This window comes from Nannocystis sp. RBIL2 (assembly GCF_026626745.1).
In the GTDB taxonomy this organism is placed as follows: domain Bacteria; phylum Myxococcota_A; class Polyangia; order Nannocystales; family Nannocystaceae; genus Nannocystis.
The window spans coordinates 5,530,844-5,557,690 of record NZ_JAPNJW010000001.1; the positions used below are offsets into that span (position 1 = coordinate 5,530,844).

The window sequence follows — 26,847 nt, forward strand, 5'->3', positions numbered from 1 at the left end:
CGCGTTGCCATCGCCGCGGCGCCGTGCTAGCTTGCCGGCGTCATTCGTTTCTGGCGCACTTGCACGCTCGGGCACTTGGTCGACTTCCGCGTCGGCTGAAGGTTTTGGGGTTCATTTCCGGCGACGTTGATGGTGCAGCACCTGCTTTGCTGCGATCTTCGCTCGAGCGCCGGCTCTTCGACCGAGAATTCCCCCCCAACCGGCGCGCCGCGCCGAGAGCCAGAGACGAATCAAGACAATGGGCAACCGACTCTTCGTAGGCAATCTCTCCTTCCAGATCTCCGACAGCGACCTCCAGCAGGCGTTTCAGCCGTACGGCGCGGTCAAAGAGGTCAAGCTGATGACCGATCGGGAAACCGGTCGCTCGCGCGGCTTCGCGTTCGTCGAGATGACGAGCGCAGCCGACGCCCAGCGCGCGATCGAGGCGCTGCACGGCGCGTCGCTCGACGGCCGCCCGCTGCGCGTCTCGGAGGCTGAGGACCGGCGCCCCAGCTTCTCGGGCCCGCAGGGCGGCGGCGGTGGCGGTGGCGGTGGCGGTGGCGGTGGCGGCTACGGGCGCAAGCCGAGCCGCGGCGGCGACCGCTACTGACGACCCCGCGAGGGTTCGGGCTGCGCTTCAGGGCGCAGCGTAGAACTCTTCGCCGTGAGAGTGGCTAGCGATTCGCTCAAGGCCTCCCTCGCAGGCCGGCCACTGCAGCGCGCCGGTGAGGATGAGCAGTTCCCAGCGGGCGCGCATGTGGGCCGGGTCTGCCAGCGCCGCCGCGATCAGCGGCCCATAGCCGCCGCTGCCCCAGCCGCAGCCGTCGGCGAACTGAAGCGGCCAGCGTTCGCAATAGAACAGCCACAAGACCTTGCGCAGGACGCCCGCGGCCCCGGCGTCGACCCCTGCGGCCCGCGCGGTCGCCTCGGCGCCGACCCACGGGCCCCTCTCGTACGTCCAGTCGCGATTGCCGCGCGCGAGCCGATGCTCCAACAAGGCGCAGGTGCGACGATCGACGCCCTCGACGACGAGCCTGCCGCGAAGGTCTCCCATCGGCTCGGGCAGAGGCACCCACGCGCCCTCGCCGACGACGAGCGGCACCTGGCCGAAGCGGTGCCAGAAGATCGTGGCGGCGCGGGTGCAGAGATCGAGCTCCGCACCGTACACGTCGACACGCGCACGACGAATGCGCGAATCGACGCGCGAAAGCCCGACAGACATGAATTTCATCGTGGCACGCCGGGCCGGGTTTGGGAAGCGAGTCACCACCGTAAAGCGGGGTGCACCGGCCCCCACCGCCCGAATTCGCAACCCGGCGCGGCCCGGGCCTCACGCGCTCATGCGTCGCTGCGCCGCGTGAGCGTCGGTCCGGCGCCGGCGACGACGTCGATCGCCGGATCGAGCCCGAACAGCCGCGCGTGGTGGATCCACCACACCCAGCACAGCATGCCGAACGGCAGGTAGCCGAAGTACCCGAGCAGCGGCATCTCGTACACGTGCAGCACGCTGACGTAAGGCACGTCGTACTTCCAGAAGTTCGGGTTCTGCGGCGTGCTGTAGAAATTCCACATCTCGCCGACCAGGTAGTTGAGCACGGTCGCCAGGCCGATCAGCACCACCGGCGCCCAGTTGCCGCGGCGGATCGGCGAGAACGGCGTCCACGCGCCGGACAGCGACACCGCCGCCGCCAGCACCACCAGCGGGCTCAACCACAGCAGCGGGAACAGCGGCGCCGGCCACAGCACCAGCGCCGCCAGCGAGCCGAGGCCGAGCCCCAGCAGCTTGCGCACCGCCCCGCGTGACAGCTCGATCTGCGGCCCGTTCTCGAAGCGGGTCCGCAGCGGCGTGATCGTCGTCAGCAATTGATAGACCACGAAGATCGACGGCAGCACCGTGGTGAACGCCAGGCCGAACCACAGCAGGTAGCCGCACTGCGAGAAGATCGTGTCGTTCGGGTAGTACCAGTTCGAGCGCGTGAAGTAATTGAGGTACTCGAAGAAGTACCAGCTCACGCACGAGGTCGCGGCGATCGCCAGCATCGCCCACGGTCGGCGCGCCACCAGCGACAGCCCGCCGGTGCGGCGGTAGACCACGCCGTCGAGCGCGAGGATGAAGCCCCACCACAGCGGCACGAAGCTGAACGGCACCAGCGGCGCCGCCGCGTCCGGCAGCTCGCCCCACATCAGCGCCCACGAGGCCATCGCCAGCAGCGCTCCCGGCACGCACCACGGCGGGAACCGGACCTGCGGCACGTACTCCTCGCGGGCGGTCGCCGGCGGCGCGAAGCCGAACCGCTGCGGCGCGCGCAGGAACTCGAGGATGCCCAGCGCCAGCGCGACGCCGAGGCCGAACACCAGCCAGCTGAAGCCCGGCACGTCGGGGCTCTTCGGCGGCGGGAACGTGCCCCACGTGTCGGGCATGTCGCCGTGGACCAGCAGGCGGGTGACGAGCGGCGTCGCCACCAGGGCGACCAGGCCGAGGACGAGCGGCAGCTTGCGGACCTTCGCGGACATGGGCGGCCGCGACGTATACCACGGGCCCCGGCGGTCGTCTCCCGCCGCCGGGCCCAGCCGCGGGCGAGCGGCCGCGCCCGTGGGCGGACCCGAGCCGGCCTTTGGACAATGACTCTTAGGACATGCTCGTACGAGCATGTCCCAAGGTTACTGCCGCGCTCCTACTTCGAGTTGGCGGCCCCGAACGTCGGCTTGCAGCCGGACGACCAGCTGCCCTGCGGCCCGTCGGCCAGGCGGCAGAACGACAGCGCGGCCTGGTCGGCGCCGTAGGTGACCTGCGACACCGGCGTCAGGTCGGGCTTCAGCAGGGTCACGGTGTCGCCGTTGGAGCTGAGGCCGAACGGGTGCTGGCCGGCCAGGTCGCCCTTGCCGACCACCAGGAACTGGCCGGGCGCCAGCGTCGTGCCGGCGGCGAACACCAGCTCCTCGTCGTCGACCGCCGGGTCGTAGGCGGCGTCGAACGCCTTGTCGGTGAGGATCCACCCGGTCATGTCGATCATGTCGGCGCCGGCGTTGAACAGCTCGATCTCGTCGTTGGTCGACTCGAGCTCGTTGATCGCCGCCGCCAGGTCCGACATGCACATCGACGTGTCGAGGACGCACTGCGGCGTGCAGGTCATCGCCCCCGCGCTGAAGCCCCGGTCGGCGCACTTGGCCGCGCCGACGTCGAGGCCGTCGCAGGCCTCGCCGCCCTCGCGCATCCCGTCGCCGCAGATCGCCAGCGCCTCGATGTTCGGCGCGCCGAGGGTCTGCTCGCAGTGGCCCCAAGAACCTGTCCCATCGGGCAGGCGGCACCACGACACCATCGCCGCCACGCCCTCGACCGTCAGCGCGTCGATGACCTCGTCGCCGCCGTCGACCAGCGTCAGCGTCTCCTCGTTGCTCGAGCTGATGCCGAACGGCAGGTCGCCCTCGCCGGACACCGGGTCGAGCTCGACCAGCACCAAGCGCTCGCCGGGCATCAGCGTGGTCCCCTCGGGGAACACGTAGGTCTTGTCGACCGGCAGCAGCGGGTCGTCGGACAGCCGCCAGCCCGACAGGTCGGCCGGCGCGCCGCCGGCGTTGAGCAGCTCGATCGCGTCGCCCCTGCCGGCGAACGGCCCCGACTCCGCGCCCTTCGACGTCAGCTCGTTCAGCGCCACCAGCCACTCGATCGGCGCCCCCTCGCAGTCCCCCATGTCGAACGACAGGCAGTCGGACGCGCACGCCAGCGCCCCGGTGAAGCCCGGGTCGATGTCGGCGCACGACATCCCGCCGACCTCGGCCCCGTCGCACAGCTCGTCGCCCTCGACGAGCCCGTCGCCGCACACCGGCTGGCCCGGCCCCTCCGAGGTCACCGCCGGGTCGTCGCCGCCGCTGCTGGTGCCCGGCGCCGGCTCGTCGCCGGTCTCGCTGGAGCCCGCCGGGGGCGCGTCGTCGGTGGTGGCAGGGTTCACACCGCCGCCCTGATTGCAGCCGAGGGCCGCCGGCGCCGAGATGGACAATAGTGACAGGAATACTCCTACGATTCGACGATCGAACATGACACCTTCTCGATGATGGCAAAAGGGGGCGTGAAGACAGGCCCTGTCAGCGAGGCAGCGGTGCCCCGACCGCGGCCTCGAGCTCGATGAGCGCGTCCCGGCGCTCGAAGCGGGCCGCCAGGTGCAGCCGGCGCGCGGCGACCCGGCGGGCCTCGATATCGAGGACCTCGACCACGTCGAGCGTCCCCGCCACCAGCGCCGCGTCCGCCTGACGCGCCGCCGCATCGACCTGCGGCAGCAGGTCGTGCTCGATCTCCTGGACCCGCGCGTCGGCCCGCTGCGCGCGCGCGATCGCCTCGTCGACCTCGCCGGCGATCGCCGCGACCTCGGCCCGCTCCTCGACCTGGCGCTGGCGCATGATCGCCTTCGCCGTCTTGATCTTGCCGCGATTGAGGCTGAGCAGCGGGACATCGACCGCGAAGCCGACCCCGAACGACGACGGCGTCGCCGGGCCCGGGCCGAAGAAGTAATTCACCTGCGCCCAGCTGATCCACGGCGCCGCCTCGACCTTCGCCAGAGTGATCGCCGAGCGCGCCTGACCGACCTTCGTCTGCACCGCGCGCAGCTCCGGGCGCGAGCGCAGCGCCTGCTCCGTCAGCGCCGCCGGGTCGAGCACCAGCGCGTCGATGTCGAGCTGGGCCCGGTCGACGCGCACGCTGAACGCCGGCCCCGGCCCGACCACCCGCGCCAGCTCGGCCTCCACGCGGGCCAGCTCGGCGCGCAGCTTGCGGACCTCGTCGGCCGCCTCCGCGCGGGCCACCTCGGCCATCGCCAGAGCGACCTCGGTCGCCACCGCGCGGGCCACCCTGGCCTGGAGCTGGCGCTGCCGCTCCTCGCACAGCGACACCGCGCGCGACACCTCCTCGAGGTCGGCGGTGAGCCAGGCCAGGCGGGCGAACAATCGATACACCTTCGCCCGCAGTTGCCTGCGCGCCGCCTCGGCCTCGCCGTGCGCCCCGGCGGCCGCGTGGCGGGCCGCGTCGGCGCGCGCGCGCACGCTGCCGGGTCGGGGGATCGGCGCGCGCAGGCCCATGTTGAAGCCGATCCGCCCGGGCGCCGAGTCGTCGACGCCGACGTTCGACACGCGCACGCTCGGGTTCTGCAGCTGCCGCGCCGCCCCGATCTCCGCAGTCGCCACCTCCGCGCGCGCCTCCACCACCGCCAGCTCCGGGTTGTTCGCCAGCGCCAACGCGTAGGCCTGCTCCACCGTCAGGGCGTCGCCGCCCGCGAGCGCCGCCGCAGTGCTCTCCGGCAGCGCGCCGCGCGGCTGGCCGACCTGCATCTCGCGCCAGGTCGCTATCGCCCGCTCGGGCGAGACCGCCGGCGCGCTCGCGCAGCCGACTATCGACATAGCCGCGACCACCATCCAGCCCGCGCGAATCATGGCACCCCTGGCTTCTCCGGCGCGACGGCGCGGGTCGGCTGGAGCATCGCGTCGACCATCGGCGCCGCCAGCACCTGCTCGTCGGTCGCTGCCTCGGGCTCGCCCGCCGCGCACGGCGACGGATGGCCGAGGAAGCTGACCGCGAAGGCCTGGCCGGGCAGCAGCGGCGCGTGCTCGTCGAGGGCGACCGCGACCTCGCGGCCCCACTCCGGCAATTCCGGGTTCCGGCGGCAGCGCGCCGGCAACTCGGCGATCTGCGGCCCCAGCCGCGTCACGTGGGCGGCCACCGCTCGCCCGCCGGCCCCGCGCGAGCGCAGCGCCACCGCCTCGCCGACGCGGACCTGCCCGGCCTGGTGCTCGCGCAGGCACACGGTGACTTCGTCGTCCTCGCCGGCGCCACGGCCGACGATCGTCAACACCGGCGCGTCGGGCCCGGCGACCTGCCCGGCGCGCGCGTGGATCTCCGCCACCTGGCCGTCGGCCGGGGCGCGCAGCACCGTCTGCTCGCGGCGCACTGCCAACAATTGCTCGCGCCCCGCGACCACCGCCAATTCGGCGCGGACCGGCCGCAATGCCAGCTCGGTCGCGTCGGTCGGCAGCCCCGCGCGACGGGACCGGGCCGCCGCCGCCTGGCGCACCAATTCGGGCACCAGCGAATCGGCGGCCTCGACCTCCTTGCGCAGCGCCGCGCGCTTGACCCCGAGCGCGTCGAGGTCGCGGCGGTCGGCCATGCGCTCCTTGACCAGCCCGGCGAGCGTATCGAACTGGCTGCTGATCGCCCGCAGCTCGGCCGCGCGCACCTCACGATTGCTACGAGCCGAGTGCACCGCCATCTCGGCCGCCGCCACCGACTCGTCGGCCTCGCGGGCCTTGTCGTCGATCTGCATCGCGGTCTCCGAGCGGACCGCCCCGAGCGACGCCTCCAGCCGCGCGCGCTCGGCCGCCAGGATCGCCTGCTCCGCGTCGAGCTCGGCGGTGTCGAGCAGCGCCACCACCTGGCCGGCGCGCACGTGCTGGCCCGGCGCCACCTCGATCGTCTGCACGCGCCCGGCGGTCGCCGGCTGCACCGCGTATTCGACCCCGAGCGCGAACCCGACCGCGCTGCCCTCGGCGCGCACGTCGAGCCACAGCCACCCGGCGCCGGCCATCGTCCCGGCCCATACCACCCAGGGGAGAATGCGAGTCCTGATATACCCCGTCATCATGGCTCAGATCTCCACCGTCGGCTCTTGCAGCAGCAACGAAACGTCCTGGACCCCGGGCAGCGCCTCGAGCGCACGCACCAGCGCAGCGCGGTGGCTCGGGTCGCCGAGGCGGACCTGATAGGCGTGCTCCATCGCCTCGCCCTGGGCCACCTCGCGCAGCGTCACCAGCGCGAGGAAGCGGCTGTGCTGGCGCAGCAGCTTCATCACCGGCACCTCGTCGGCGCCGATCGGCAGCTGGAAGCGGAGCAGGCCGTCGAAGCGGCGCTGGCTGCCGAACTCCGACAGCGTCAGCAGCCACACCGCCAGGCAGAACAGCGCCGTGCCGCAGAAGGCCGCCGCGTGGGCGCCGAGCCCGGCGGCGATGCCGGTGCCGAGCCCCGCGAACACGAAGATCATGTCGCGAGGGTCGCGCAGCGCGGTGCGGAAGCGGACGATCGCCAGGCCGCCGGCGATGCCGAGGCCGGCGGCGATGCTACCTCCGATCGCCAGCATCAACATACAGGCGATGATGCTGCCGAGCACGATCGCGTGGACCAGCCCCTGCGAATAGGACATCCCGCGGAAGGTCCACACATAGACCGCGCCGAGCACCTGCGTCAGCCCGAAGGCCAGCAGCAGCGCCAGCGCGGCGCTCTTGAGCGCGAACGGCTCGGCGTCGCCGGCCAGCAGCAAGTCGGTCGGGTTCATCGCCAACCTCCCGCGAACCGGCCGGTCCGCGCGTCCATCGCCCCGTAGAACGCCTTGATCGACGTCCCGTACTTCGAGAACGAGCGCCGCGTCAGGTCGAGCCGCTCGACGATGCTGTGCAGCCACAGCGGGACCTGCGTCGTGAACTTGAGCTCCAGCACGATCATCGACTCGGGCGACTTCTGCGTGACCCCGTCGTCGAGCGCCCGCCAGTTGCGCGGCGGCGCGGTGAACGTCCATTTGTCCATCGCCTGCGCGCGGATCCGCGTATCCATCGTCACCCGCACGTAGTCGTCGACGCGGCTGAAGTACGGCTCGCGGTCGTAGCGGACCAGCGTGAACGGGCGCAGGTGGAGCGTGCGCGACAGCGCCAGGAAGCGCTCGACCGCCGGGCGGTCCTTGCCGGCGATCTCGGCGGGGATCGGCGCAGCGGGGTCGGACAGCAGCGTCGCCCAGCACGCGCGCGGCACCCGGCCGCGGGTCTTGGTGATGACGTCGTTGATGCGCCGCTTGACCTCGAAGAACACCGGGCTGCCCGGCGACTCCGCGTAACCGCGCACGCGCATCTTGATGCGATCGACCTGCTCGTGCTCGTTGGCCCAGTAGAGGCCCATCAGCGGCGAGTCGAGGTACAGGCTCTCGATCGTGTAGCGCCCGCCCGGGCTGCGGCCGGCGTACGGATCGATGTCACAGAACGGCCGGATCGCCGCGCGCAGCCGCGCCGCGGTCACGTCGTCGATCAAGTACTTGTATTCGCGCCTCTCGATCACGTTTGCCGTCACTACGGACATGACACATCGCCCTCCGTCGTCGCCGCGCCCCACGGCGCGCTGGTTGTGCTGCAATCGCCGCAGCGATCGTTCGGGCCGGGGATGCCCGCGATTTCACATCCGTCCATCCTAGGACCGCCTGCGCCCCGAGACCGTGAGCTCGAGCATTCCCTGGCTCGATCGGGCCGTGCACCCGGTCGCCGGCCCGCTCCACGGCGTCGCCCGCGGCCGCCGGGATCACACGCGCAGCGCCCGCCCCGTCCGCCTCGTCCTGCCCCCGCCGCGATCGTGGCGGCCGTCGCTTTCCCGGCGCATTCGTGCGCACGGGCCCCGGCGATCACTCCATCGCCGAAACCGCCGCCGGGCCCCCCCGCCGCGGCTGCCCCGCCGGCTTTCGCCGCCGTACCCCGGTGACGCGGACCACCCGCGTCAGGCCCCCCCTTACGTGACGCATTCGACACCCACAAGGCCGATCCGTGGCGCCCTGTGCTCAATGGGTTTACGCTGCAATCGTCGACTTCGCGCGCGCGCATCGTATATACGGATCCCGTTAGATCCGTGACGCACTTCCGTGACGCGCCGCCCTTGAATCAATGACCACCCTCTGCAGATTGGTCGAATATGCGCTGCTGTTGGATGACCCTCCTCGCTATCATCGCAGTCACTGGATGTCCTGCTTCTGACACTGCCTCCGGTACGGGAACGGACGGCGCCGACGAGGACGACGGCACCACCGACCCGATCCAGCCGGGCACGGGCACCGACGCCACCACCACCACGGACGCTCCGACCACCACCGGAGGCGGCAGCGAGTCCACCGGCGCCATGGAGGTCACGACCGGCACGACCTCGACCACCACCGGCGACGAACCGACCACCACCACCGGCGACGAGACCACCGGCGCCGTCGATCCGCCGCCGACCTGGGCCCCGAAGGCCTGCCCGGACATCTACGCCCAGGACATTTTGCCGACCTTCGAAATCGAGCTGGCCCCGGAGGAGCTGGCGGGGCTCAAGGCCGAGTGGGAGGCCGGCGACGACAACAACACGCCGGAGCACCCGGTGAAGCAGTTCAAGTACGAGGACGAGATCATCACCTACGCCTCGATCCGCCTGCGCGGCAACGCGACCTGGTGGCCCGGCCAGGGCAAGATGCAGTTCGAGATCGCCTTCAACACCTACGACAAGAAGGGCCGGTTCCGCGGCCTGAAGAAGATCCTGTTCGACGCCGCCGAGTACAACCGCGCCTTTTTGCGCGACCGCATGGCGATGCACATCTTCCGCGACCTCGGCCTGCCCGCGCCCTGCGCCAACAACGCCCGCCTGATGCTCAACGGCGACTACTACGGCCTCTTCACCAGCATCGAGAAGGTCGACAGCGAGTTCCTCGAGCGCGTGTTTGAGCTCTCCGAGGGCAACCTCTACAAGCGCGGCGGCGACTGGGAGAAGAAGACCAACGAGGAGGACCCCGACGAGAGCGACATCGAGGCGCTCGACGACGCCGAGACGCTCGCCGACCTCGTCCCGATCCTCAACATCGACGAGGCGGTGCTCGAGTGGGCCGCCGAGGCGGTCATGCCCGACAACGACGGCGCCTGGGCCGGCGGCCTCAACCTCTACATGTACAACGACCCCAAGACCGGCTTCAACGTCATCCCCTGGGACAAGGACGCCACCTTCGATCGCGTCGAGCCCGACATCGACCCGTACACCTATATCAAGCCGAACGACAAGGGCCGCCCGCTCTACGACATCGTCACCGACGACCCGGAGTGGTTCGCCAAGTACATCGAGGCGCTCGCCCACGTGCGCGCGACGGCCTACGACGTGAACGTGCTGCACGCCCGCATGGACGCCTGGTCGGCCCAGATCGAAGAGGCCGCATTGACCGACGTGAACAAGCCGTTCACCAACAATCAGTATTACAACGGCGTCGAGACCATGCGCGAGTTCATCGCCGACCGCGCGGCGTACCTCGACGACTGGCTGGACTGCTGGCAGAACGGCGGCGAGAAGAACGGCACCGGCCCGTGCGTCCAGCCGTGAATCGTCAACCCGCCCCGCGCGCACGGAGCTGCGCCGCGGCCTCCGGCCAGCGCTCCGCCCACGCGCGCAGCGCCGCGGTCGTCACCGCTCTGACCGCCGGCTGCGCCGCCGGCGTGCGGAGGTTCTCGCGGACCGGTCGACCGAATTGCACATCGGCGAGCAGGACCGCCACCGCCGCCGACAACCCGGCCCGTCGCGCCGCCGCGCCCCGCCGCGGGAAGAAGCCGCGCAACGCGTCGAGCAAGCCGTCGAGATGGGTCCCGTCGACGGTGCGCGCTAAGTTGACGAAGGTGTGAAAGATCGGCGGGTCCGTCGAACCGTCGCCCCACGCGAGCGCGACCTCGACGTCGATGGGTCCCTCCGGACCCTCGACCACTTCGCGCCGCCGAGCGACTCCGCCGAGCGCGTCACCGCACGACAGGGCCACCAGCTCCGCCAATCCACGCCCGTGGCGCTCGCCGGCCCCCGGCCACGACAGGCGCAGCTGCGGCAGCAGGAATGACAGATCCAGGAGCCGCTTGAACAGCGTCACCTGCGGCACCGCGATCGGCGCGAAGATCTGCGGATCTGCCCGAAAGCGAATGCGCGTACCCGACGGCGAGTCCGTCGATTCGACGTGCATCGGCTCCAGCGGCACACCGCGGCAGTAACGCCGCGTCGCCCGGCGCCCCGCGTGCACCGTGACGATCTCGAACCGCTCGCTGAGCGCATTGACGGCCGCGAGACCGGCCCCGCCGAACCCCAGATGCACGTGCGGGCGATGCCCGTCGACCGTCGGTCGCTCGAAGCGCCGCTCGAGGATCTCGGCGAGCGACCGGCGCCCATCCTCACCGTCCGCCGCGATCCCGGGCCCGTCGTCGCGGACGACGATGCTGTCGTCGTCCTCCACCTGCACATCGAGCCGCGAGCAGTTCCCGACGAGCGCCCGGTCGACGGCGTTGGCGACCAGCTCGAGCGCCATGTTCATCACGCCGGTCCCGTCCTGCAGGTTGCCGACGTACATGCCCGGTCGCCGGCGCACCATCTCGGTCGGCTCGGTCGGCTCGATCATTCGCGCCTGTCCTACCAATCGATCGCCACCGGCTCGAACCACTGCGGCGGGTAGCCGTAATCCTCGCCGCACTCGTCGATCACCCCGAACTCGCGCGCGCTGACGCCGGTGACCTCGTACGTCGAGCCGACCACCAGGCTCGCGCACCTGCTCTCGGCCTCCGGGTCCCAGTGCAGCGACCCCGTCACCGCGTCGGGCATGAACACCTCGCTGTTGCGCACGCACCTCACGCGCACGCGCTCGAGCGCAGGCAGGCGCAGCACCTCACGCAGCTCGGCCAGCCGGGCCGCCGCGATCGCGCGCCAGTCGGCGTAGCCGAGCATCTCCAGCACGCAGGCCGCGAACACCCGCGGGCGGTTCAGCGGCAGCAACGCGTCGCAGTCGTCCTCGCCGCGGAAGCCGGCCGTCGGGCAGCGCTCGACCCAGCGGTCGGCGATGCGATACAGCGAGCGCACGCTCATCCCGGCCAGCAGGATGTGGACCTCCGGTCGCAGCTCCTCCAGCCGCGCCAGCAAGTGGTCCTCGGTGCCCGCGCGCAGCTCGTCGGCCAGCGGACCCGGCGCGCTCAGCAACATCTCGCGGATGTCCGCTCGGACATGGTCGAAAGCACAAGTGAGTCCGCGGTTCCCGGCCTCCGCCGACCACACCCCGCGCTGCGTCGTCGCCCGCCAGAACACCGCGCGGCTGCGACGGTGCTCGCCCATCGCCGCCCACGCCAGCGCGCGCCGCAGGTGCCGCAGCCGGCGCGCCCGCGGCGGACCGGCGCCGATCGTCGGCTCGAACAGCACCAGCTGGCGCACCAGCTCGGGCCGCCGCAGGGCCGCGTGGATCGCCGCCGCGCTGCCTCCCGCCCACGCCACCACCTCGGCCGCCTCGCCCATGCTCTCGATCACCGCGATCAGATCGTCGCCGTGGGTCGCCCACCAGCGCTGCGGCGCGACCGTCCCGCGGCTGTCGCCCCAGCCGCGGCGATCGTAGGTGACGACGCGAAGGTGCCGCGCCAGGTGCTCGGCGGTCGCTGCGAGCCCGCGCCGCGTCGTCCCGGTCGGATGGACGAGCACCACCGGCTCGCCCTGTCCGCGCGATTCGCCGACCAGCGCCACGCCGTCGGGCCGCCTGAGGGACCACGAGCGCACGCGTCATGGTCGCACGAGTTCGTCCACCCGTCAGCCCCCGATCGGCGGCGCCCGCCCGCCTGGTACCATTCCACGCATGAACTCGCCTGCGCGCTCTTGCTCCTTCGCCCTCGTGCTCGCGCTCGTGAGCGCGTGTCCGGGCGACCCCGCGACCACCAGCGAGGGCGAGACGTCGAGCTCGACCGGCGCGACCACAGCAGGCTCGACAGTGACAAGCGACGGCGCGACCGCGACCACCGCCGGCGAACCGACCGCCACCGCCGAGCCCACGACTTCGAGCACCTCGACCGCGAGCACCGGCGACACCACCACCACCGGCGGCCCCGAGGAAGCCGGCCTGTGGCTGGTGCCGCTCGCCGGTACCGAGGCCGTGAGCGGGCACAGCGTCGTCGTCACCGAGCAGGGTGATGTCGTCGTCGCCGGCGTGTTCAGCGGCACCATGCCGCTGGACGGCGAGATCCTCACCAGCGCCGGCGGCCTCGATCTGTTCGTGGCCCGCTGGACGGCCGCCGGCGAGCTCCTGTGGGCCCGGCGCTTCGGCGGCCCCGGCGACGAGCACGAAGCGACGATCACCGCCGGCAGCGACGGGCGCCTCCTGCTCGTCGCCGAGTTCAACGACGCCCTCGAGCTGCCCGGTTTGCCGCCGCTCGTCTCGCTCGGCCTCAGCGACATCCTCGTGCTGCGGCTCGACGCCGAGGGCGAGCCCGAGTGGGCGCGCAGCTTCGGCAGCCCAGGCGTCGAGCTCGAGCCGCGCGCGGTCCTCGACGGCGCCGGCGACATCCTCCTCTCCGCCGCCTTCGAGTCCATCATCGACCTCGGCGGCGGCCCGCTCGTCGCCGCCGACGCGCACGACCTCCTGCTCGCCAAGCTCGACGTCGACGGCTCCCACGTGTGGTCGAAGACCTTCGGCAACCTCGCCGACGTCAGCGCCCACGACCTCGCCGTCGGCGAGGACGGCGACGTCGCGGTCGCCGGATGGTTCGCCAACTCGATCGACCTCGGCGGCGGCCCGCTCCTCGACGGCGGCGCCTACCTGGCGGTGTTCGACGGCGACAGCGGCGAGCATCGCTGGTCGAAGCAGCTCGGCAGCGGCAACTCGGCCGGCTGCGGCGCCCGCTTCGCGGCCGACGGCGGCGTGCTGCTCGCGGGGTGGTTCCAGGGCAGCATCGACTTCGGCGCCGGCCCATCGCTCGCCACCGACGCGGACGCCGACCACTTCGCCGTCCGCTACGACGCCGACGGCGAGCTCGCGTGGGCCGGCGTGCACGGCGGCACGGGCGTGGACTCCGGCTGCGGCGTCGCGGCCGGCCCCGCAGGCAGCTGGGTCCTCGGCGGCACCTTCAACCGGCAGATCGAATTCGGCGGCGAGCTCCTGACCAAAAAGACAGCCCCGTGCGCCTTCCTGGCCAGCCTCGACGACAGCGGCGAGCACCGCTGGTCGATGCCGCTGTGCGCCGCCGCGGGCGGCGGGGTCGACCGGATCGCCACCTATCCCGAAGGACACGTGGTGCTCCTGGCCCGCTTCGCCGGCCCCGTCTCGCTGTTCGGCCACTCGTTCGACGCGCCCGCGCCCTACGGCCTCGTCGCCCGCGTCCCTGTCGACCTGCTGGAGCCCTGATCGCGACCGCGGCCGCACCCGAGGGCGCGGCCGCGTCGCACGTCGGTGCGCGCCGACTTCAGTCCAGGAACCAGAAGTACAGGTACGCGTGGGCGACCGCGATGCTGCCGAGCATCAGCGGGAACGCCAGCTTGGTGTACGTCAGGAACTTGAACTGCACGCCCTCGCGCTCCGCCAGGCCGGCCACGGTCAGGTTGGCGCTCGCGCCGACCAGGGTGCCGTTGCCGCCGAGGCACGCGCCGAGCGACAGGGCCCACCACAGCGGCAGCACGCCTTCGGTGCCGCCCATCGCCGGGGTCATGCTCTTGATCAGCGGGATCATGGTGGCGACGAACGGGATGTTGTCGATGATGGCCGACAGCACCGCCGAGGCCCACAGGATCACCACCGCCGTGACGTTGCGGTCGCCGCCGGTGACGTCGACCAGGCCGTGGGCGAGGTGGTCGAGCAGGCCGGCGTGCTCCACCCCGGCGACGACCATGAACAGGCCGACGAAGAAGAAGATCGTGACCCACTCGACCTCGCCGAAGATGTCCTGCACGCGGTGCGACTGGTCGTGGCCCGGGTGCTTGCGGATGTAGAGGAACATCAGCACCGCGGCGCCGAACATCGCCACCGTGCCGGGCTCGATCCCGGTCTGCCGCGAGGTCACGAAGCCGGCCAGCACCGCGAACAGCACGCCGAGCGAGCTGACCAATAGGCCGTGGTCCTTGATCGATTCGGCCGGCTCCAGCGCCATGATCTTGCGCTGCGCCTCCGGGTTGGCGCGCAGCTTCTTGCCCCAAATCGCGTGCAGCGCCAGCACCTGCAGCGCGATCAGCACGCCGACCACGGGCGCCAGGTTGCGCACGAAGTCGTTGAACGACAGCGAGGCCGCCGAGCCGATGAGGATGTTCGGCGGGTCGCCGATCAGCGTCGCGGTGCCGCCGATGTTGGACGCGAAGATCTCCGCGAACAGGAACGGGTAGGCCGGCACGTCGAGCTCGCGCGCCACCAGCAGCGTGACTGGCGTGATGAGCAGGACCGTCGTCACGTTGTCGAGCAGCGCCGACAGCACCGCCGTCACCAGGGTGAGCATGATGAGCAGCTTCCACGGCACGCCGCCGGCCTTGCGCGCCGACCAGAAGGCGATGAACTGGAAGATGCCGCTCTTCCGCGTGATGTTGACGAGGATCATCATCCCCGTCAAAAGCGCGATGGTGTTGAAGTCGACGCCGTGGATGGCCTGCTCCTGGGTGAGCACGCCGAGGCTGATCATCAAGCCCGCGCCGAGCAGCGCCACCACGGCGCGATTGATCTTCTCCGACATGATCGCGGCATAGGTGAGGACGAGCAGCGCGGTGGCCAGCCAGAGGGGATCGAGGCCGAAGATCACGTGTTCGGGCATGGTGAAGATGTCTCGTGGGTCATGATGCAAGAGCCAGCTCACGCCGAGCTCTTGCCTGCGCGGCGGGGCTTAGCCCAAGCGAATCGCGCTTGCTATCACCCGAACCGTGAGTCTACGCGGCGCGGTCTGCGAGGCGCTGCAATCAATGCACAGCGGACTCGGCTGCCATCGCAAGCCGGTCCAGCGCCGCGTATCCAGCCGCCCGCAGCCCCACGAATCGACGCCCGCGAATCACCGGCTCGATGCAGTGCGACCGATCGTTCGCAGCACCGCGATTCGATGTCGCGATCGCTGCTGTGAGCACGCGCGGCGATCGAATCGGCAGACGGCGCCTGGCTCGCCTCGTGAGGATCACGTCGTCAGGTCATGTGTCCGCGAGTCGAAGTCACCGAGCAACATCACCGGCCGCAGCGGCGCACCCGCCGACGGCAAAGAAAACTTCATGAGCGCCGGAGCCCCTGAGAGAACCTGTCCGTGTGACCATCCGCGCGAGTCGAAGCGGCGGAAGCAATCCGATCGAGTACGGCCGGCTCGACTCGGAGCCGGGCAAGCTCATGACGTCGAGCGCGGCGCGACCTCCCGATCGATCGAGGTCGAAAGTCATCACGACCTCGGTCTCGCGCTCGCGCTGCCATGGACCTGCGCACGTCGTGCTCGTGTCGACCTCGGTCGGCGAGCTCGCTGCCGTCGGCCGTGACTCCGTCCCCCGCACGCCATGCTCGTGCCGAACGCGGTCGCCGCGCTCGCGCTGCCATGAGCCGTGAGCCGGCCCCGATCGTCGTGCTCATGCCGCCTTCGGTCGTCGTGCTCGCGCGGTTGCCGTCGACCCCGGCCGCCGGCCGCCTCGTCGCCGCATCCGGCGATCGCATCCGCAGCGACCGTCCGATCACCCAGCCGCCTGCCCGTCGCCCACCGGCAAGCCCCAAACCCGCCGCCGCCCCCTCGCTACCGGCCGCAGTCGGCAATACCCGATCCCTTCCGGCCGACCGCGGCAAGCCTCGCGCACCTCGCCGCCTCCCCCACTCTCGCGCCATCGGCGCAGGTCCGAAGCTTTTCTGAGCCATCGCGGGCGGCTCGTGCGACCTCTGAATTCTGGATGCCCCTGCGAGTCGTCCGCAGCGATCAAGAACCCGAGGGGCCGGGAGCGGCCGATGCTGCGGCCTCGCTGCTCGAGCTCGCGCATGCCGGTGACCCGCGCACGGGAGCTGCCCTGTTCGACCTCGTGGGGGCCCAGGTCAACCGGCTCGTGTGGCGCGTGCTCGGGGCCGACGAGGACCACGACGACCTCGTGCAGCAGGTCTTCGTCGCCCTCCTCGCTGGCCTCAAGCGCGTCCGCGACCCCGAGGCTCTGCGCGGCTGGGTCGCCGCGGTCGCCGTCAACACCGTGCGCAGCGAGATTCGCCGCCGCCGCGTGCGGCGATTGTTCGGCTTGCAGGCCGCAGCCGCCGAGCAGGTCCACACCCCGACCGCCTCGCACGAGGCGCGCGAGCTGCTCGAGCGGACCTACGGCGTGCTCTCCCGCCTCCCCGCCGACGAGCGGATCGCCTTCGCCCTCCGCTTCATCGACGAACAGCCGCTCGGCGACGTCGCCGCCGCCTGCGACTGCTCGCTCGCCACCGTCAAGCGCCGGCTGTCCGCCGCCCAGGCCCGCTTCCGCCGGCTCGCCGAGCGCGACCCGATGCTCGCCGAACACCTGCGCGAACTCGAGGTGAAGCGATGACCGACCCCGTGCAGCGCCTCGCCCGCGAGGTCGCCCGCAACCTCGGCGACGGCCCCGGAGCGGTCCGCCGCGAGCGTCAGCGGGCCGCGGTGGCTCGCCTCACCCGCGCGCCCCGACCCCGCGCCCACGCCGGCTGGTGGCTCGTGCCGCTGGCCGCGGCTGTCCTTTTGGCCATGTTCCTCGCCCGCCCCGCGACCGTGAGCGCGCCGCTCACCGTCACGGTCGCCCAGCAGGCGGTCATGGTCGGCGCCTGGCTCGCTGCCCCCGAGCGCGAGGCCCTGGTCCTCGACTTCCCCGACGACAGCCGCGCCGAGCTGGCCGCCCGCGCCGGCGCGCGCCTCACCCGCGCCGAGCCCACGCGCGTCGAGCTCGCCCTCGAGCGCGGCGCCCTCACGCTCCACGTCGTGGCCGTCCCCGGGCGCGACTGGGCCGTCACCGCCGGCCCCTTCACCGTCGCGCTCACCGACGCCGACGTCACTGCCACGTGGAGCTCCGAGACCGGCGTCCTGAGCGTCGAGGTCCACCGCGGCGGCGTCGACGTCACCGACGCCACCGGCACTACGCAGGTCCGCGCCGGCCAGCGCCTCGAGCTGCGCGACCCCTCGGCCGCGAGCGACGTCCTGGCCCGCCGCGAATCACTCCCTCCCGCCACCGACCCCTCTCCTGCCCCGACTCCCGTCGCCGCCGAGCCCGCCGCAAATCACTCCGTGACCCCCCAGCCGCCAATCACAAGGGCCGCTGCGCCCTCTCGTTCCACCACCCGCGCCGCCGAATCATCGACGTGGCTCACCCTCGCCGAGGCCGGCGATTGCACCGCCGCGCTCGCCGGCGCCGCGCGCCTCGGCCTCTCGCAGCTGCACCGCACGCTCGCCGCCGGCGACCTCGACCTCCTGGCCCACTGCGCCCGTGTCACCGGCGACGCCGCCCGGGCGCGCGAGGCCCTGCTCGCCCTGCGCCGGCGCTTCCCGACCGACTCGCGCGCCCGCACCGCCGCCTTCTTGCTCGGCCGCATCGCCCTCGACCTCGACCACGACCCGCCCCGCGCCGCCGACTGGTTTAATAGGTACCTGTCCGAAGCACCAGACGGTGCATTGGCCGCCGACGCCCGCCGCCGCCTCGACGAGCTCGACACCCGCCGTTGAACCATCTGCGGCGCTCCGTCGCCCCCCTTCGGAGGCGCCGAACATGCATACGCCGGAGTCGGCGCAATCATGAATGCCCGATTCACTCGCGACTCGCGCCATTTAAGATCGTCTCGCGCCGACGCCCCCTCAATTTATTTAAAAAAGAAAGAAATATGAGCCGTTGCCGCTGCCTCCTGCGACCCCAAGGACATGCCGACATTCCCTCGCTCGTCCCTGTCCCTCGCGTTCGTCATCGCTCTGGGCGGCTGCGATATTTTCGATCCGATCATCACCACCGGCTTCACCTCCGAGACCGGGCCCTCCGAGACCTCGACCGTCACCACCGAGGACCCGTCCACCAGCGAGACGACGACCGACGATCCCGTCGCGACCGTCACCACCGACGATCCCGACCCCAGCGGCGCCGTCTTCATCCTGCCGCCCGATCCGCCCGCACAATGCGACGTGTGGGCGCAAGACTGCCCCGCCGGCGAAAAGTGCGGCGCCGAGGGGCCGCCGCCGTACTCCTCCGGCAGCATCGCCTGCGCCCCGATCGTCCCCGCCCCCGCCCAGCTCGGCGAGCCGTGCCAGGTGCTCGTCGAGGGCCACCTCGGCCCCGACACCTGCGACATCGGCCTCTACTGCTACGACGTCGATCCCGTCACGCAGCACGGCACCTGCCGCTCGCTCTGCACCGGCGACATCTACGATCCCACCTGCCCCTCCGGACAGGTGTGCCTGAACGCCGCCCTGCCGATGTGCCTCGACGCCTGCGATCCGCGGCTCGACACCTGCCCGGGCGACGCCGGGTGCCTCTCGCTCTACCCCGAGTTCGGCTGCTGGGCTGGCAGCGGTCAAACGCAGGGGCTGTTCGAGGCGTGCGAGTGCGCCGACGCGTGCCAGAGCGGCCTGACCTGCTTCAGCTCCGAGAGCGCCAGCGAATGCGATCCGAACGGCATCGGCTGCTGCACCCCCTACTGCGACGTCGACCTCCCCGACACCTGCCCCGGCGTCGGCCAGCAGTGCACGCCCTTCTACGGACCCGGCGAGGCTCCCGCGGGCCTCCAGGACCTCGGCGTCTGCCTCCTGCCCTGAGGCGCCCCCGTCATCGTCCGGCCGCGGCTTCTGCCCGGCCGCGACCGGGCGAATCTTTTTCCTGAGCCATCCGCCCCGCCTCGCGCGACCTTCTCTCGCATGCGACGGGCGCTCCTCCTCGCCATCACCCTCACCGGTTGCGGGCCGGGGATTCTCGACCCGATCCTCACCACTGGCGTCGACCCGTCGGACCCCGGCGACGCCACCGCAAGCGAGACCGGCGGCCCGCCGCAGACCACCTCCGGCGCCTCGATATCCTCGACCTCCAGCGCTCCTCCGACTCCCGACCCCACGACCCTCACCTCCGGCGTCACCGACGACTGCACCTTCGTCTGCACCCCCACCGACGACGGCGTCTTCATCTCGCCGCCCGATCCGCCCGCCCAGTGCGACGTGTGGACGCAAGATTGCCCCGTCGGCGAGAAGTGCTCCGCCGCCGGCCCGCCGCCGTTCAGCACCGGCAGCATCGCCTGCGCGGCGATCGCCCCCGGCCCCGCGCAGCTCGGCGAGCCGTGCCAGGTGCTCGTCGAGGGGCACCTCGGGCCCGACACCTGTGACCTCGGCCTCTACTGCCACGACGTCGATCCCCTCAGTCAAAAGGGAACCTGCATCCCGCTCTGCACCGGCGCCGCCGACAATCCTGCCTGTCCCATCGGCCAGATGTGCATGAACGCCGCCCTCCCGCTGTGCCTCGCCGCCTGCGACCCGCTGCTCGACGCCTGCCCGGCCGGCCACACCTGCCTCTGGTTCGCCCACGAGTTCGGCTGCTGGCCCGACGGCGACCAGCCGAAGCACGGGTTGTTCGAGGTGTGCGAGTACGTCGACCAATGCGAGGACGGCCTGATCTGCCTCGCCAACGAGAGCGCCGCCGAGTGCGACAAGGACGGCGCCGCCTGTTGCATCCCCTTCTGCGACCTGAACGCCCCGGCCTGTCCCGGAGTCGGGCAAGCGTGCAAGACCTTCTACCCCGATCCCCCGCCCCCGGCCGGGCTCGAGCACCTCGGGGTGTGCTTTCTCCCGTGACCCCGCGGCGCGAATTCCTCCTGAACCTTTAGACATGCCCTTATCGACATGTCCGTTCGGCCACGAAGGTGAGCCGCGGGATCGTCGCGTCGTCACGCCGCGGGCGGGTCCGTTGCGGCTCCGCGAGATGCGGTCGCCGATCGCCGGAGCATCGGGCATCCTTGTCGCGCGATGGCTCGCCGCGCCGCATGTCTGCTCGCCGCCACGGTCTGGCTCACCGGCAGCGGCCCCGCCCACGCCGCCACCGTCGTCCTGGTCCACGCCCCCGACGCGCGCTGGCGCCTCGCCGAGCTGCGCGTCCGCGACGAGCTGCGCGCGCTCGGCATGACCGTCACCGACGCCGGCGCGCGCGGACGCGACGACGGTGCGATGGCGACCTTGCTCGCCGAGCACGCCGCCGCTGCGGTCGTGCAGGTCTCCCGCAACGACGAGCGCGCCGCCGTCACCCTGTGGTTCGTCGATCCCGCCGCGACCGCCCCGCGCCGCCTCGAGCTAGCGATCGACGACGGTCGTCAACCCGGCCTCGTCGCCCTCCGCGCCGCCGAGATGGTCCACACCGAGACGCGCGGCCGCGCCGAGCCCGAGCCGGCCCCCGCCGCGTCGACGTCCGCCGCCCCGCTCGTCCCGCTGGCCCCGTGGGTCACGCCTGCGGACGCCGCCCCGCGCTCCCCGATCGCTGCGACCACCAACACGACCTCGACCTCGACCTCTGCGACCAGCCCTGCTTCGCTCTCGAACGCGACCAATCCCACCACCGCGACCTCGAACCCGATCCCAGGACCAGCTCCGTTCACGCCGCTCCCTCGCCCGTCACCCGCGCTGCCCGAGTTCGCGGACGACCTCCCGCCGCCCGTCGCACCGGCTGCGCCCGTGAAGCACCACGGCCTGCTCGTCGCCGCGAACGTCGGCGGCGGCCCGGGCGGCGCCGGCGTGCTCACGGGCCTCGAGCTCACTGGATGGCGCGAACTCGGTCGTCGTCTCGAGTTCGCCGGCGGCCTCACCGGCCTGGTGACGCCCGGCTGGCGGACGGATCTCCGCGGATCGATCTTGCTCGGCCTCGTCGGCGGGCGCGCGCAACTCGGGCTGCGCTGGCAGCTGGGCTCGCGCACCACGCTGCGCCTCGGCCTCGGCGGCGGCCTCGCGCTCGGCTGGGCCGTCGGTCGCGCCACCAGCCCGTACCGCAGCGCCAGCGACTTTCAGCCGATCGGCATGCTCTCGGCCACGCTCACCCTGGCCGTGCGATTGGGCCCGCGGCTCTCGGCCCACGGCGGCGCCGGCATCGACGTCCTCCTGCCGCCGCTCAGCGTCCGCAGCGGCGGCGTCGAGGCCTTCGCCATCGGTCGACCGCTGCTGCGCGGCCTGCTCGGCCTCGCCTGGGACTGGCCGCTCGCTCGCCGTTGACCGCGGTTGATTCTTTTTTAAAATTAAACCTTGGCCATCGCGGCCAGCTGCAGCACCGTCCGCCAGTTGCGGCCCGTCAGCGGCGATCCGACCAGGCGGTCGACCAGCGCCGGCGACCACTTGGTGCCCCCGATCCCGTTCGGGTAGTGGAACCACAGCACCTCGCCCGCGGCCACCACTCGCTCACCCGCCGTCGCGCGCTCGTGCAGCTTCGCCACCGCGTCGGCCCGCGGCGGCCGCTTCGACACCCCCAGCAGCACGTGATTGGCCTCCGCCTGGGCCTCCGCCCACAACGGATTGCCCGCCACGATCTGCGCCCACTGAGCGGCCGTGCGCACCATGACGTCGACCTGCAGCCCGAACACTCGCGTGATGCCCTGCTCGAGCAGCGCCTCGTGATCCTCGGCCGCGCCGTCCGCCGTGAACACGACGTTGCCGCTCTGGATGTACGTCTGCACCTCGGCGAAGCCGAGCTCGCCGCACAGGGCCCGCAGCTCGGCCATCGGCAGCTTGCGCGTGCTGCCGACGTTGATGCCGCGGAGGAGCGCGATGAACGTGGTCATGCTCGATGGTGCGCGCATCGGCCCGGGGCTGACAAGCCCGAATCAGCGGTGCGGCGCACATGGTCCATCGGCCATGTGCTCACTGCGGCCGCGTGCTATCGTCGCGTCCGATGTCCAGCGACACCTTCTACATAGAGGCCCGGCGCGTGAGCGACGACACCGTGGAGCTCCACTGCACAACCAGCACGGCCGGCGGCGCCAACGACTACGCGCTCACGCGTTCGTTCGCGGTGATGGCGCTGAGCGACGGCATGCCGTACCCGGGCGCCAACCCGACCCCGCTGCAGAAGGCGATGCAGGAGGTCGGCGGCCCGACGCCGCCCGTGTGGCAGGAGAGCTTCCACCGCGAGCACGTCGACAAGTTCATCGCCGCGACCGAGCTGGTCGAGCGGATCGGCGTCATCACCGACGAGCGCGCCTGGCGGACCGGCCGCTTCAGCATCCACGACGAGGACGCCGCCGAGGCGCAGTACCCCGCCCACCGCTTCGTCCTCCGCGTCCGCGTCACCAACCCGCGCTACCTCGAGGGCCTGAGCTTCGGCTCGAGCTTCGGCACCACCGGCTACGACAGCTGGTGGGACGACCCCACCCGCCCCAGCCTCGCCGAGATGGCCGCGATCGAAGCCCGGGCCTCGCTCTGGTACCCGCACCAGGACACCGCGAGCGAGAAGACCGCCGCGAAGAAGGCTGCGACCAAGAAGCCCGCCGCGAAGAAGCCCGCGACCAAGAAACCCACTGCGAAGAAGGCTGCTGCAAAGAAGCCCGCGACCAAGAAGACCACCGCCCCCGCTGCGAAGAAGCCCGCGACCAAGAAACCCGCTGCGAAGAAACCCGCCGCGAAGAAGCCCGCTGCAAAGAAGACCGCGACCAAGAAGCCCGCGACCAAGAAGACCGCGACCGCCAAGAAGCCCACCAGAAGCGTCGCTGCGAAGAAGACCGCCAAGAAGCCCGCCCGGCGCGCGACCGCCAAGAAGAAGGCCTCGTCCCGCAACAACGCCGCCGAGTAACGGCCAGTAGCGGCCCCGCGCGCGGTCACCTGTCCTTCTCGCCTCCGCAGCCAGCGCCGGCGATCGCGAGTAAAACCTTCGCGCAGTGCCCACCGGCGACATCCTCCCGCTCCTGATCGCCCTGTTCGGGCTCGTCGCCGTCGGCCAGCTGCTGCGGCTCGCGGGCGCAGTCCCGGCCAGCGCGCCCGACGTGCTCGCGCGCATCATCTTGACGGTCACCATGCCGGCGCTGATCGTCGTCATCCTCGCCGACGCGCGCTTCGAGCCCGCGCTCGTCCCGGCAGTGCTCGCCTGCACCGTCGCCCTGCTCAGCGCCTGTGGGCTCGGCGTCCTGCTCATGCGGTCGCGCGGCGCCTCGCGCCCGGCCCAGGGAGCGGCCGGCGTCACCGCGGCCTTCGCCAACACCGCCTTCCTCGGCGTCCCCTTCGTCCTGGCCGTGTTCCCCGGCTCGCGCGGGGCCGCCACCGCCGCGGTGATCATCGACACCGTCGACACCACCATCCTCCTTCTCACCTTCGGCGTCGCCTTCGCCGGCGCCATGGCGCGGCCACGCATTCCCGTCCAGAGCCCGCTCGTCCCGCGGCTCCTCCGCGCCGGCGGCTCCTTGCTGCGTCAGCCGATGATCGTCGCGGTGCTCGTCGGCCTCGCGCTCGCGGTCAGCGGCCTCGCCATCCCGGCCGCGCTCGCGCGCCCGCTCGCCCAGGTCGGCCAGACCACCGCCGTCCTCGCCTTCCTCACCATCGGCCTCGGCCTCGACCTCCGCTCGCTGCGCGGCCAGACCGTCCCGCTCGCCGGCATCGCCGCCATCAAGCTGCTCGTCGCCCCGGCGATCGCCTGCCTCGTCCTGCTCCTTCTCGACGTCCGCGGCGACGTCGCCCGCACCGCCGTCCTGCAGGCCGCCATGCCCACAGCAGTGGTCTCGGCGATCATCGCCACCAACGCCGGCTGCGACGCCCAGCTCGCCGCCGCCGCCTCCGTCGTCACCACCCTGCTGTCGCTCGCCACCCTCCCGCTCGTCCTCGCCTGCCTGCAAGCGATCGGCCTGTAGCTGCGCATTCGGACATGCTCTGGAGAGCATGTCCAAACACACATGTCTCATCGGCTATGTTTTTGAAGACATCATCGCCGTAGCCCGACGCGAGCCCCCGCTCGGGCGCAGCAGACCGCCGAGCTGCGGAAGCTCGACGCGTGCCACGGCCCAGGCCGCGCGTGCTGCACTCAGTGCAATGCACCGCGGCCGGCCGTTGACTTCATGCACTCAAGCGTCGTCGACCGGTCCGCGCGCGCGCGGCTCGAGCGGCACCCCGAGCTCGCGGCTGAGTTCGCCGAGGCGCAGCAATTTCTCCAAATTCTGCAGCGACATCTCCCCGAACACCGCCGCGATCGACTGCGCCTTGCCCTTGCGGACCGCGAACAGGATCGAGCTGTAGGGCAGGTCGCGGACCGACTGGCCGAACGTGCGGTCGTCGGCGATCTCCTTGCCGCGCTCCAGCGCCGCCTCGGCCTCCGCGCGCAGGGCGAAGAAGCGCTCGCGGACCGCCTGCCAGGCCGGGCGGGCCTCCGGGAAGTAGGCCAGGAATTCGTCGCTCTCGTTGGTGCGGACCACCTCGAGCAGGTGGCGGAGGTTGGTCGCCCCGCGCATGTGGTGCAGCGCCACGAACGCCGGCGACTTGATCTTCACCCGGTTGAAGCGGGCGTCGCGGGCCACCAGCCCCTCGTGGCGGGCCGGGTCGAGCTCGCGGGCGATCTGCAGCGCCTGCTTGAGGTCGGCGACCGCGTGCGTCGGCACCAGCTCCCACCCGTATGCGCGCGCGAACGGGTCCGGCTCGGCCTCCTGCATCGTCGTCAGGTCGCGCGCCCCGTGCAGCAGCAGGCGCGGCGCGGCGTGGCGGATCAGCACCGGGTCACTCGGCAGGCACAGCTCGAACATGAAGCAGTGGTCCGTGCGGTCGGGCAGCGCGTAGCCGCCGGCGCGGAACACCTCCCAGAACGCCTCGGCCACGCTCCGCTTGGCGTTGCGCAGCTGCCCCTGCGCGTCGGGCAGCGACGCGCTCGCCACGTGCCACGCCCCGCGGTACGCGTACAGCGTCGCCAGCGTCCCGTCGATCTTCTCGAACACGCGCGCGGTGCTCCAGTCGATCGGCGCCGCGTGGCCCTCGTGGGCGTTGAAGAACTTGTCGTACGGGTACGCCACCGGACGGAAGCCGTCGGCCTCGTCGACCACCAGGCCGCGACACTGGCGGGCCACCGGATCGCCCATCGGCGTCTCGATCATGTCGTATTTGAGGAGGACCAGCTGCGGGTGCTCGCGGTGCCGGCGGGTCTGCAGCGCCAGGCGCCGCACCAGCCCGTCGAGCCCCTCGCTGCGGAGCGCGCGGACGACGTCGATATCGGACATAAGGCCGCGCAAGTTGCCAGAGGGTCCGGCGATTCGCAAGACCCCCTCCTGCCGAACTATGCACAATCGCCGTCCGGGCCGCGGGCGCTCGCCATCAGCGTCAGCACCCGCAGCTCCAGCTGGAGCACCTGCTCGCGTCCGCGCAGCTCGGCCTGCTCGATCGCGTGCATCAGCATCACCACCGCGGCCGTCACCAGCAGCGCCAGCGACACCACCAGCATCGCCAGCGCGCCCTGGCCCGGCGACCCGGCGGCCAGCGCCGCGGTCATCGCCACGGTGATCAGCGTGAAGCCGAAGGCCATCCGCGCCGCCGCCCCGCGGTCGCGGCGGCGATGCACCGCCCCGCGCCGCAGCACCCCCGCGGCCCACAGCGACCAGCTCGCCCCGAACCCCGCGAGCAGCGTCAGCGCGGCCCGGGTCAGCGGCGCCAGAGTGTCCGGCTCGGTCACCACCAGCGCCGCGCACACGCCCGCGCCCACCAGCCCGGCCACCGCCACCGCGGCGTGAAGCACCCGCTGCAGCGGCGACAGCGGCCGCACCAGCATCGCCTCCATCTGCCGCCGATGCTGCTCGCGCAGCCCCGCAGTCGTGTGCGCCTGCTCGAGCGCGAGCAGAGAGTCCGAGAACCTGTCCGAACGGTCAGCCATCACCCATCTCCTTCCAGCACGGCCCGCAGGGCCTTCCTCGCCTTGAACAGCCGGGACTTCACGGTGCCCGGCGGGATCGTCAGGACCTCGGCGATCTCGGCGATCGAGAGGTCATCCAAAAAGCACAGAGCGAGCACCTCGCGGTCGACCGGCGGCAGGCGGGCCAGGCCGGCGTAGACCTGCTCCGCGTCGGCCCAGCGGCCCAGCGGGTCGTCCTCGTCGACCGGCTCCGGCGCCTCGGGCCCGGCCCGCTCGCGTTCGGCGTAGCGCCCGCGCAGGTGGGTCATCAGCGTGTTGCGGGCGATCGTGTACAGCCACTGCGGCAGGCACTGCGGCTCGCGCAGCCGATCGATCCGCGACAGCACCGCCACCCACACCTCCTGCATCACCTGCCACGCCTCCTCCTCGTCGACCAGCATCCGCCGGACGTAGAAGAACAGCCGCGGCTCCCAGGCGCGCACCAGCTCGGCCAGCGCGGCGGGCTCCCCTCGCCGGCAGCGGAGCGCCAACAGTTCGTGACGGATGCGGTCGGTCTCGCGGCTCATGAGGTCTCACTGCGGATAGTCGGG

Annotated in this window: 24 protein-coding genes; 10 read left to right on the top strand and 14 right to left on the bottom strand. The window is 71.8% G+C overall.

The window, feature by feature from the left end:
* Window positions 1–238 precede the first annotated feature (238 nt).
* On the top strand, window positions 239–589 hold the full coding sequence (locus OV090_RS21995; RefSeq protein WP_267706007.1) for an RNA-binding protein: 351 nt from the start codon (window positions 239–241) through the stop codon (window positions 587–589).
* A gap of 27 nt (window positions 590–616) precedes the next feature.
* Here OV090_RS21995 and OV090_RS22000 read toward each other — a convergent pair whose 3' ends face one another.
* From OV090_RS22000 to OV090_RS22030, 7 genes are all read right to left on the bottom strand, one after another.
* Window positions 617–1,249, bottom strand: coding sequence for a hypothetical protein (locus tag OV090_RS22000; RefSeq protein ID WP_267706008.1), 633 nt, complete (start codon window positions 1,247–1,249; stop codon window positions 617–619).
* Between the two features lie 68 nt (window positions 1,250–1,317).
* A complete protein-coding gene (locus OV090_RS22005; protein ID WP_267706009.1) occupies window positions 1,318–2,493 on the bottom strand; it encodes a hypothetical protein in 1,176 nt (391 codons plus the stop codon).
* 161 nt (window positions 2,494–2,654) lie between these two features.
* On the bottom strand, window positions 2,655–3,977 hold the full coding sequence (locus OV090_RS22010; RefSeq protein ID WP_267706010.1) for a lamin tail domain-containing protein: 1,323 nt from the start codon (window positions 3,975–3,977) through the stop codon (window positions 2,655–2,657).
* Between the two features lie 85 nt (window positions 3,978–4,062).
* Window positions 4,063–5,367 carry a TolC family protein gene (locus OV090_RS22015; RefSeq protein WP_267706011.1) on the bottom strand — a complete coding sequence of 435 codons (1,305 nt, stop codon included), beginning with the start codon at window positions 5,365–5,367 and terminating at the stop codon, window positions 4,063–4,065.
* A gap of 29 nt (window positions 5,368–5,396) precedes the next feature.
* Window positions 5,397–6,548, bottom strand: a complete 1,152-nt coding sequence (locus OV090_RS22020) for an HlyD family efflux transporter periplasmic adaptor subunit (protein WP_267706012.1) — start codon at window positions 6,546–6,548, stop codon at window positions 5,397–5,399.
* A 60-nt stretch (window positions 6,549–6,608) separates the two neighbouring features.
* Window positions 6,609–7,292: a DUF4956 domain-containing protein gene (locus OV090_RS22025; protein ID WP_267706013.1), complete on the bottom strand. Its 684-nt coding sequence runs from the start codon at window positions 7,290–7,292 to the stop codon at window positions 6,609–6,611.
* Complete coding sequence (locus OV090_RS22030) at window positions 7,289–8,062, bottom strand: polyphosphate polymerase domain-containing protein (RefSeq protein WP_267706014.1); 774 nt, start codon at window positions 8,060–8,062, stop codon at window positions 7,289–7,291. Before OV090_RS22030 ends, OV090_RS22025 begins: the two co-directional genes overlap by 4 nt.
* Window positions 8,063–8,698: 636 nt before the next feature.
* On the opposite strand from OV090_RS22030, the gene OV090_RS22035 reads away from it, so the two are divergent.
* Complete coding sequence (locus OV090_RS22035; protein ID WP_267706015.1) at window positions 8,699–10,108, top strand: CotH kinase family protein; 1,410 nt, start codon at window positions 8,699–8,701, stop codon at window positions 10,106–10,108.
* Window positions 10,109–10,112: 4 nt separating this feature from the next.
* Here the strand turns inward: OV090_RS22035 and OV090_RS22040 are convergent, their stop codons facing one another.
* Entirely contained in the window at window positions 10,113–11,159 is a 1,047-nt protein-coding gene (locus OV090_RS22040) for an ATP-binding protein (RefSeq protein WP_346660372.1), read from the bottom strand.
* A gap of 11 nt (window positions 11,160–11,170) precedes the next feature.
* Window positions 11,171–12,295: an alpha/beta hydrolase gene (locus tag OV090_RS22045; RefSeq protein WP_267706016.1), complete on the bottom strand. Its 1,125-nt coding sequence runs from the start codon at window positions 12,293–12,295 to the stop codon at window positions 11,171–11,173.
* Between the two features lie 76 nt (window positions 12,296–12,371).
* Here OV090_RS22045 and OV090_RS22050 point away from each other — a divergent pair, with 76 nt between their 5' ends.
* Window positions 12,372–13,913, top strand: a complete 1,542-nt coding sequence (locus OV090_RS22050; protein ID WP_267706017.1) for a hypothetical protein — start codon at window positions 12,372–12,374, stop codon at window positions 13,911–13,913.
* A 58-nt stretch (window positions 13,914–13,971) separates the two neighbouring features.
* Here the strand turns inward: OV090_RS22050 and OV090_RS22055 are convergent, their stop codons facing one another.
* Window positions 13,972–15,300: an ArsB/NhaD family transporter gene (locus OV090_RS22055; RefSeq protein WP_267742571.1), complete on the bottom strand. Its 1,329-nt coding sequence runs from the start codon at window positions 15,298–15,300 to the stop codon at window positions 13,972–13,974.
* 1,096 nt (window positions 15,301–16,396) lie between these two features.
* Between OV090_RS22055 and OV090_RS22060 the strand changes: the two genes are divergently transcribed.
* The 5 genes from OV090_RS22060 to OV090_RS22080 all read left to right on the top strand — a co-directional run bounded on the left by OV090_RS22060 (window position 16,397) and on the right by OV090_RS22080 (window position 21,663).
* Window positions 16,397–17,020 (top strand): sigma-70 family RNA polymerase sigma factor, encoded by a 624-nt coding sequence (locus tag OV090_RS22060; protein WP_267706019.1) that lies wholly within the window; start codon window positions 16,397–16,399, stop codon window positions 17,018–17,020.
* Window positions 17,017–18,162 (top strand): hypothetical protein, encoded by a 1,146-nt coding sequence (locus OV090_RS22065; RefSeq protein WP_267706020.1) that lies wholly within the window; start codon window positions 17,017–17,019, stop codon window positions 18,160–18,162. Before OV090_RS22060 ends, OV090_RS22065 begins: the two co-directional genes overlap by 4 nt.
* A 192-nt stretch (window positions 18,163–18,354) precedes the next feature.
* Window positions 18,355–19,239, top strand: coding sequence for a hypothetical protein (locus OV090_RS22070; RefSeq protein WP_267706021.1), 885 nt, complete (start codon window positions 18,355–18,357; stop codon window positions 19,237–19,239).
* 99 nt (window positions 19,240–19,338) lie between these two features.
* Window positions 19,339–20,262, top strand: coding sequence for a hypothetical protein (locus OV090_RS22075; RefSeq protein ID WP_267706022.1), 924 nt, complete (start codon window positions 19,339–19,341; stop codon window positions 20,260–20,262).
* A 171-nt stretch (window positions 20,263–20,433) separates the two neighbouring features.
* The gene (locus OV090_RS22080; RefSeq protein WP_267706023.1) at window positions 20,434–21,663 is read left to right on the top strand and encodes a hypothetical protein; all 1,230 of its coding nucleotides are present in this window, start codon (window positions 20,434–20,436) and stop codon (window positions 21,661–21,663) included.
* A 23-nt stretch (window positions 21,664–21,686) separates the two neighbouring features.
* Here OV090_RS22080 and OV090_RS22085 read toward each other — a convergent pair whose 3' ends face one another.
* Complete coding sequence (locus tag OV090_RS22085) at window positions 21,687–22,226, bottom strand: DUF1697 domain-containing protein (RefSeq protein WP_267706024.1); 540 nt, start codon at window positions 22,224–22,226, stop codon at window positions 21,687–21,689.
* Between the two features lie 110 nt (window positions 22,227–22,336).
* Here OV090_RS22085 and OV090_RS22090 point away from each other — a divergent pair, with 110 nt between their 5' ends.
* Window positions 22,337–23,233, top strand: a complete 897-nt coding sequence (locus OV090_RS22090; RefSeq protein ID WP_267706025.1) for a hypothetical protein — start codon at window positions 22,337–22,339, stop codon at window positions 23,231–23,233.
* Between the two features lie 85 nt (window positions 23,234–23,318).
* Window positions 23,319–24,281, top strand: a complete 963-nt coding sequence (locus OV090_RS50800) for an AEC family transporter (protein ID WP_267706026.1) — start codon at window positions 23,319–23,321, stop codon at window positions 24,279–24,281.
* A gap of 210 nt (window positions 24,282–24,491) precedes the next feature.
* Here OV090_RS50800 and OV090_RS22100 read toward each other — a convergent pair whose 3' ends face one another.
* The 3 genes from OV090_RS22100 to OV090_RS22110 are packed head-to-tail and all read right to left on the bottom strand — an operon-like array spanning window position 24,492 to window position 26,823.
* On the bottom strand, window positions 24,492–25,631 hold the full coding sequence (locus tag OV090_RS22100; RefSeq protein ID WP_267706027.1) for an RNA ligase: 1,140 nt from the start codon (window positions 25,629–25,631) through the stop codon (window positions 24,492–24,494).
* A gap of 56 nt (window positions 25,632–25,687) precedes the next feature.
* Window positions 25,688–26,278 (bottom strand): hypothetical protein, encoded by a 591-nt coding sequence (locus tag OV090_RS22105; RefSeq protein WP_267706028.1) that lies wholly within the window; start codon window positions 26,276–26,278, stop codon window positions 25,688–25,690.
* Entirely contained in the window at window positions 26,278–26,823 is a 546-nt protein-coding gene (locus OV090_RS22110) for a sigma-70 family RNA polymerase sigma factor (RefSeq protein WP_267706029.1), read from the bottom strand. The genes OV090_RS22105 and OV090_RS22110 overlap by 1 nt, the downstream gene beginning before the upstream one ends.
* Window positions 26,824–26,847 lie beyond the last annotated feature (24 nt).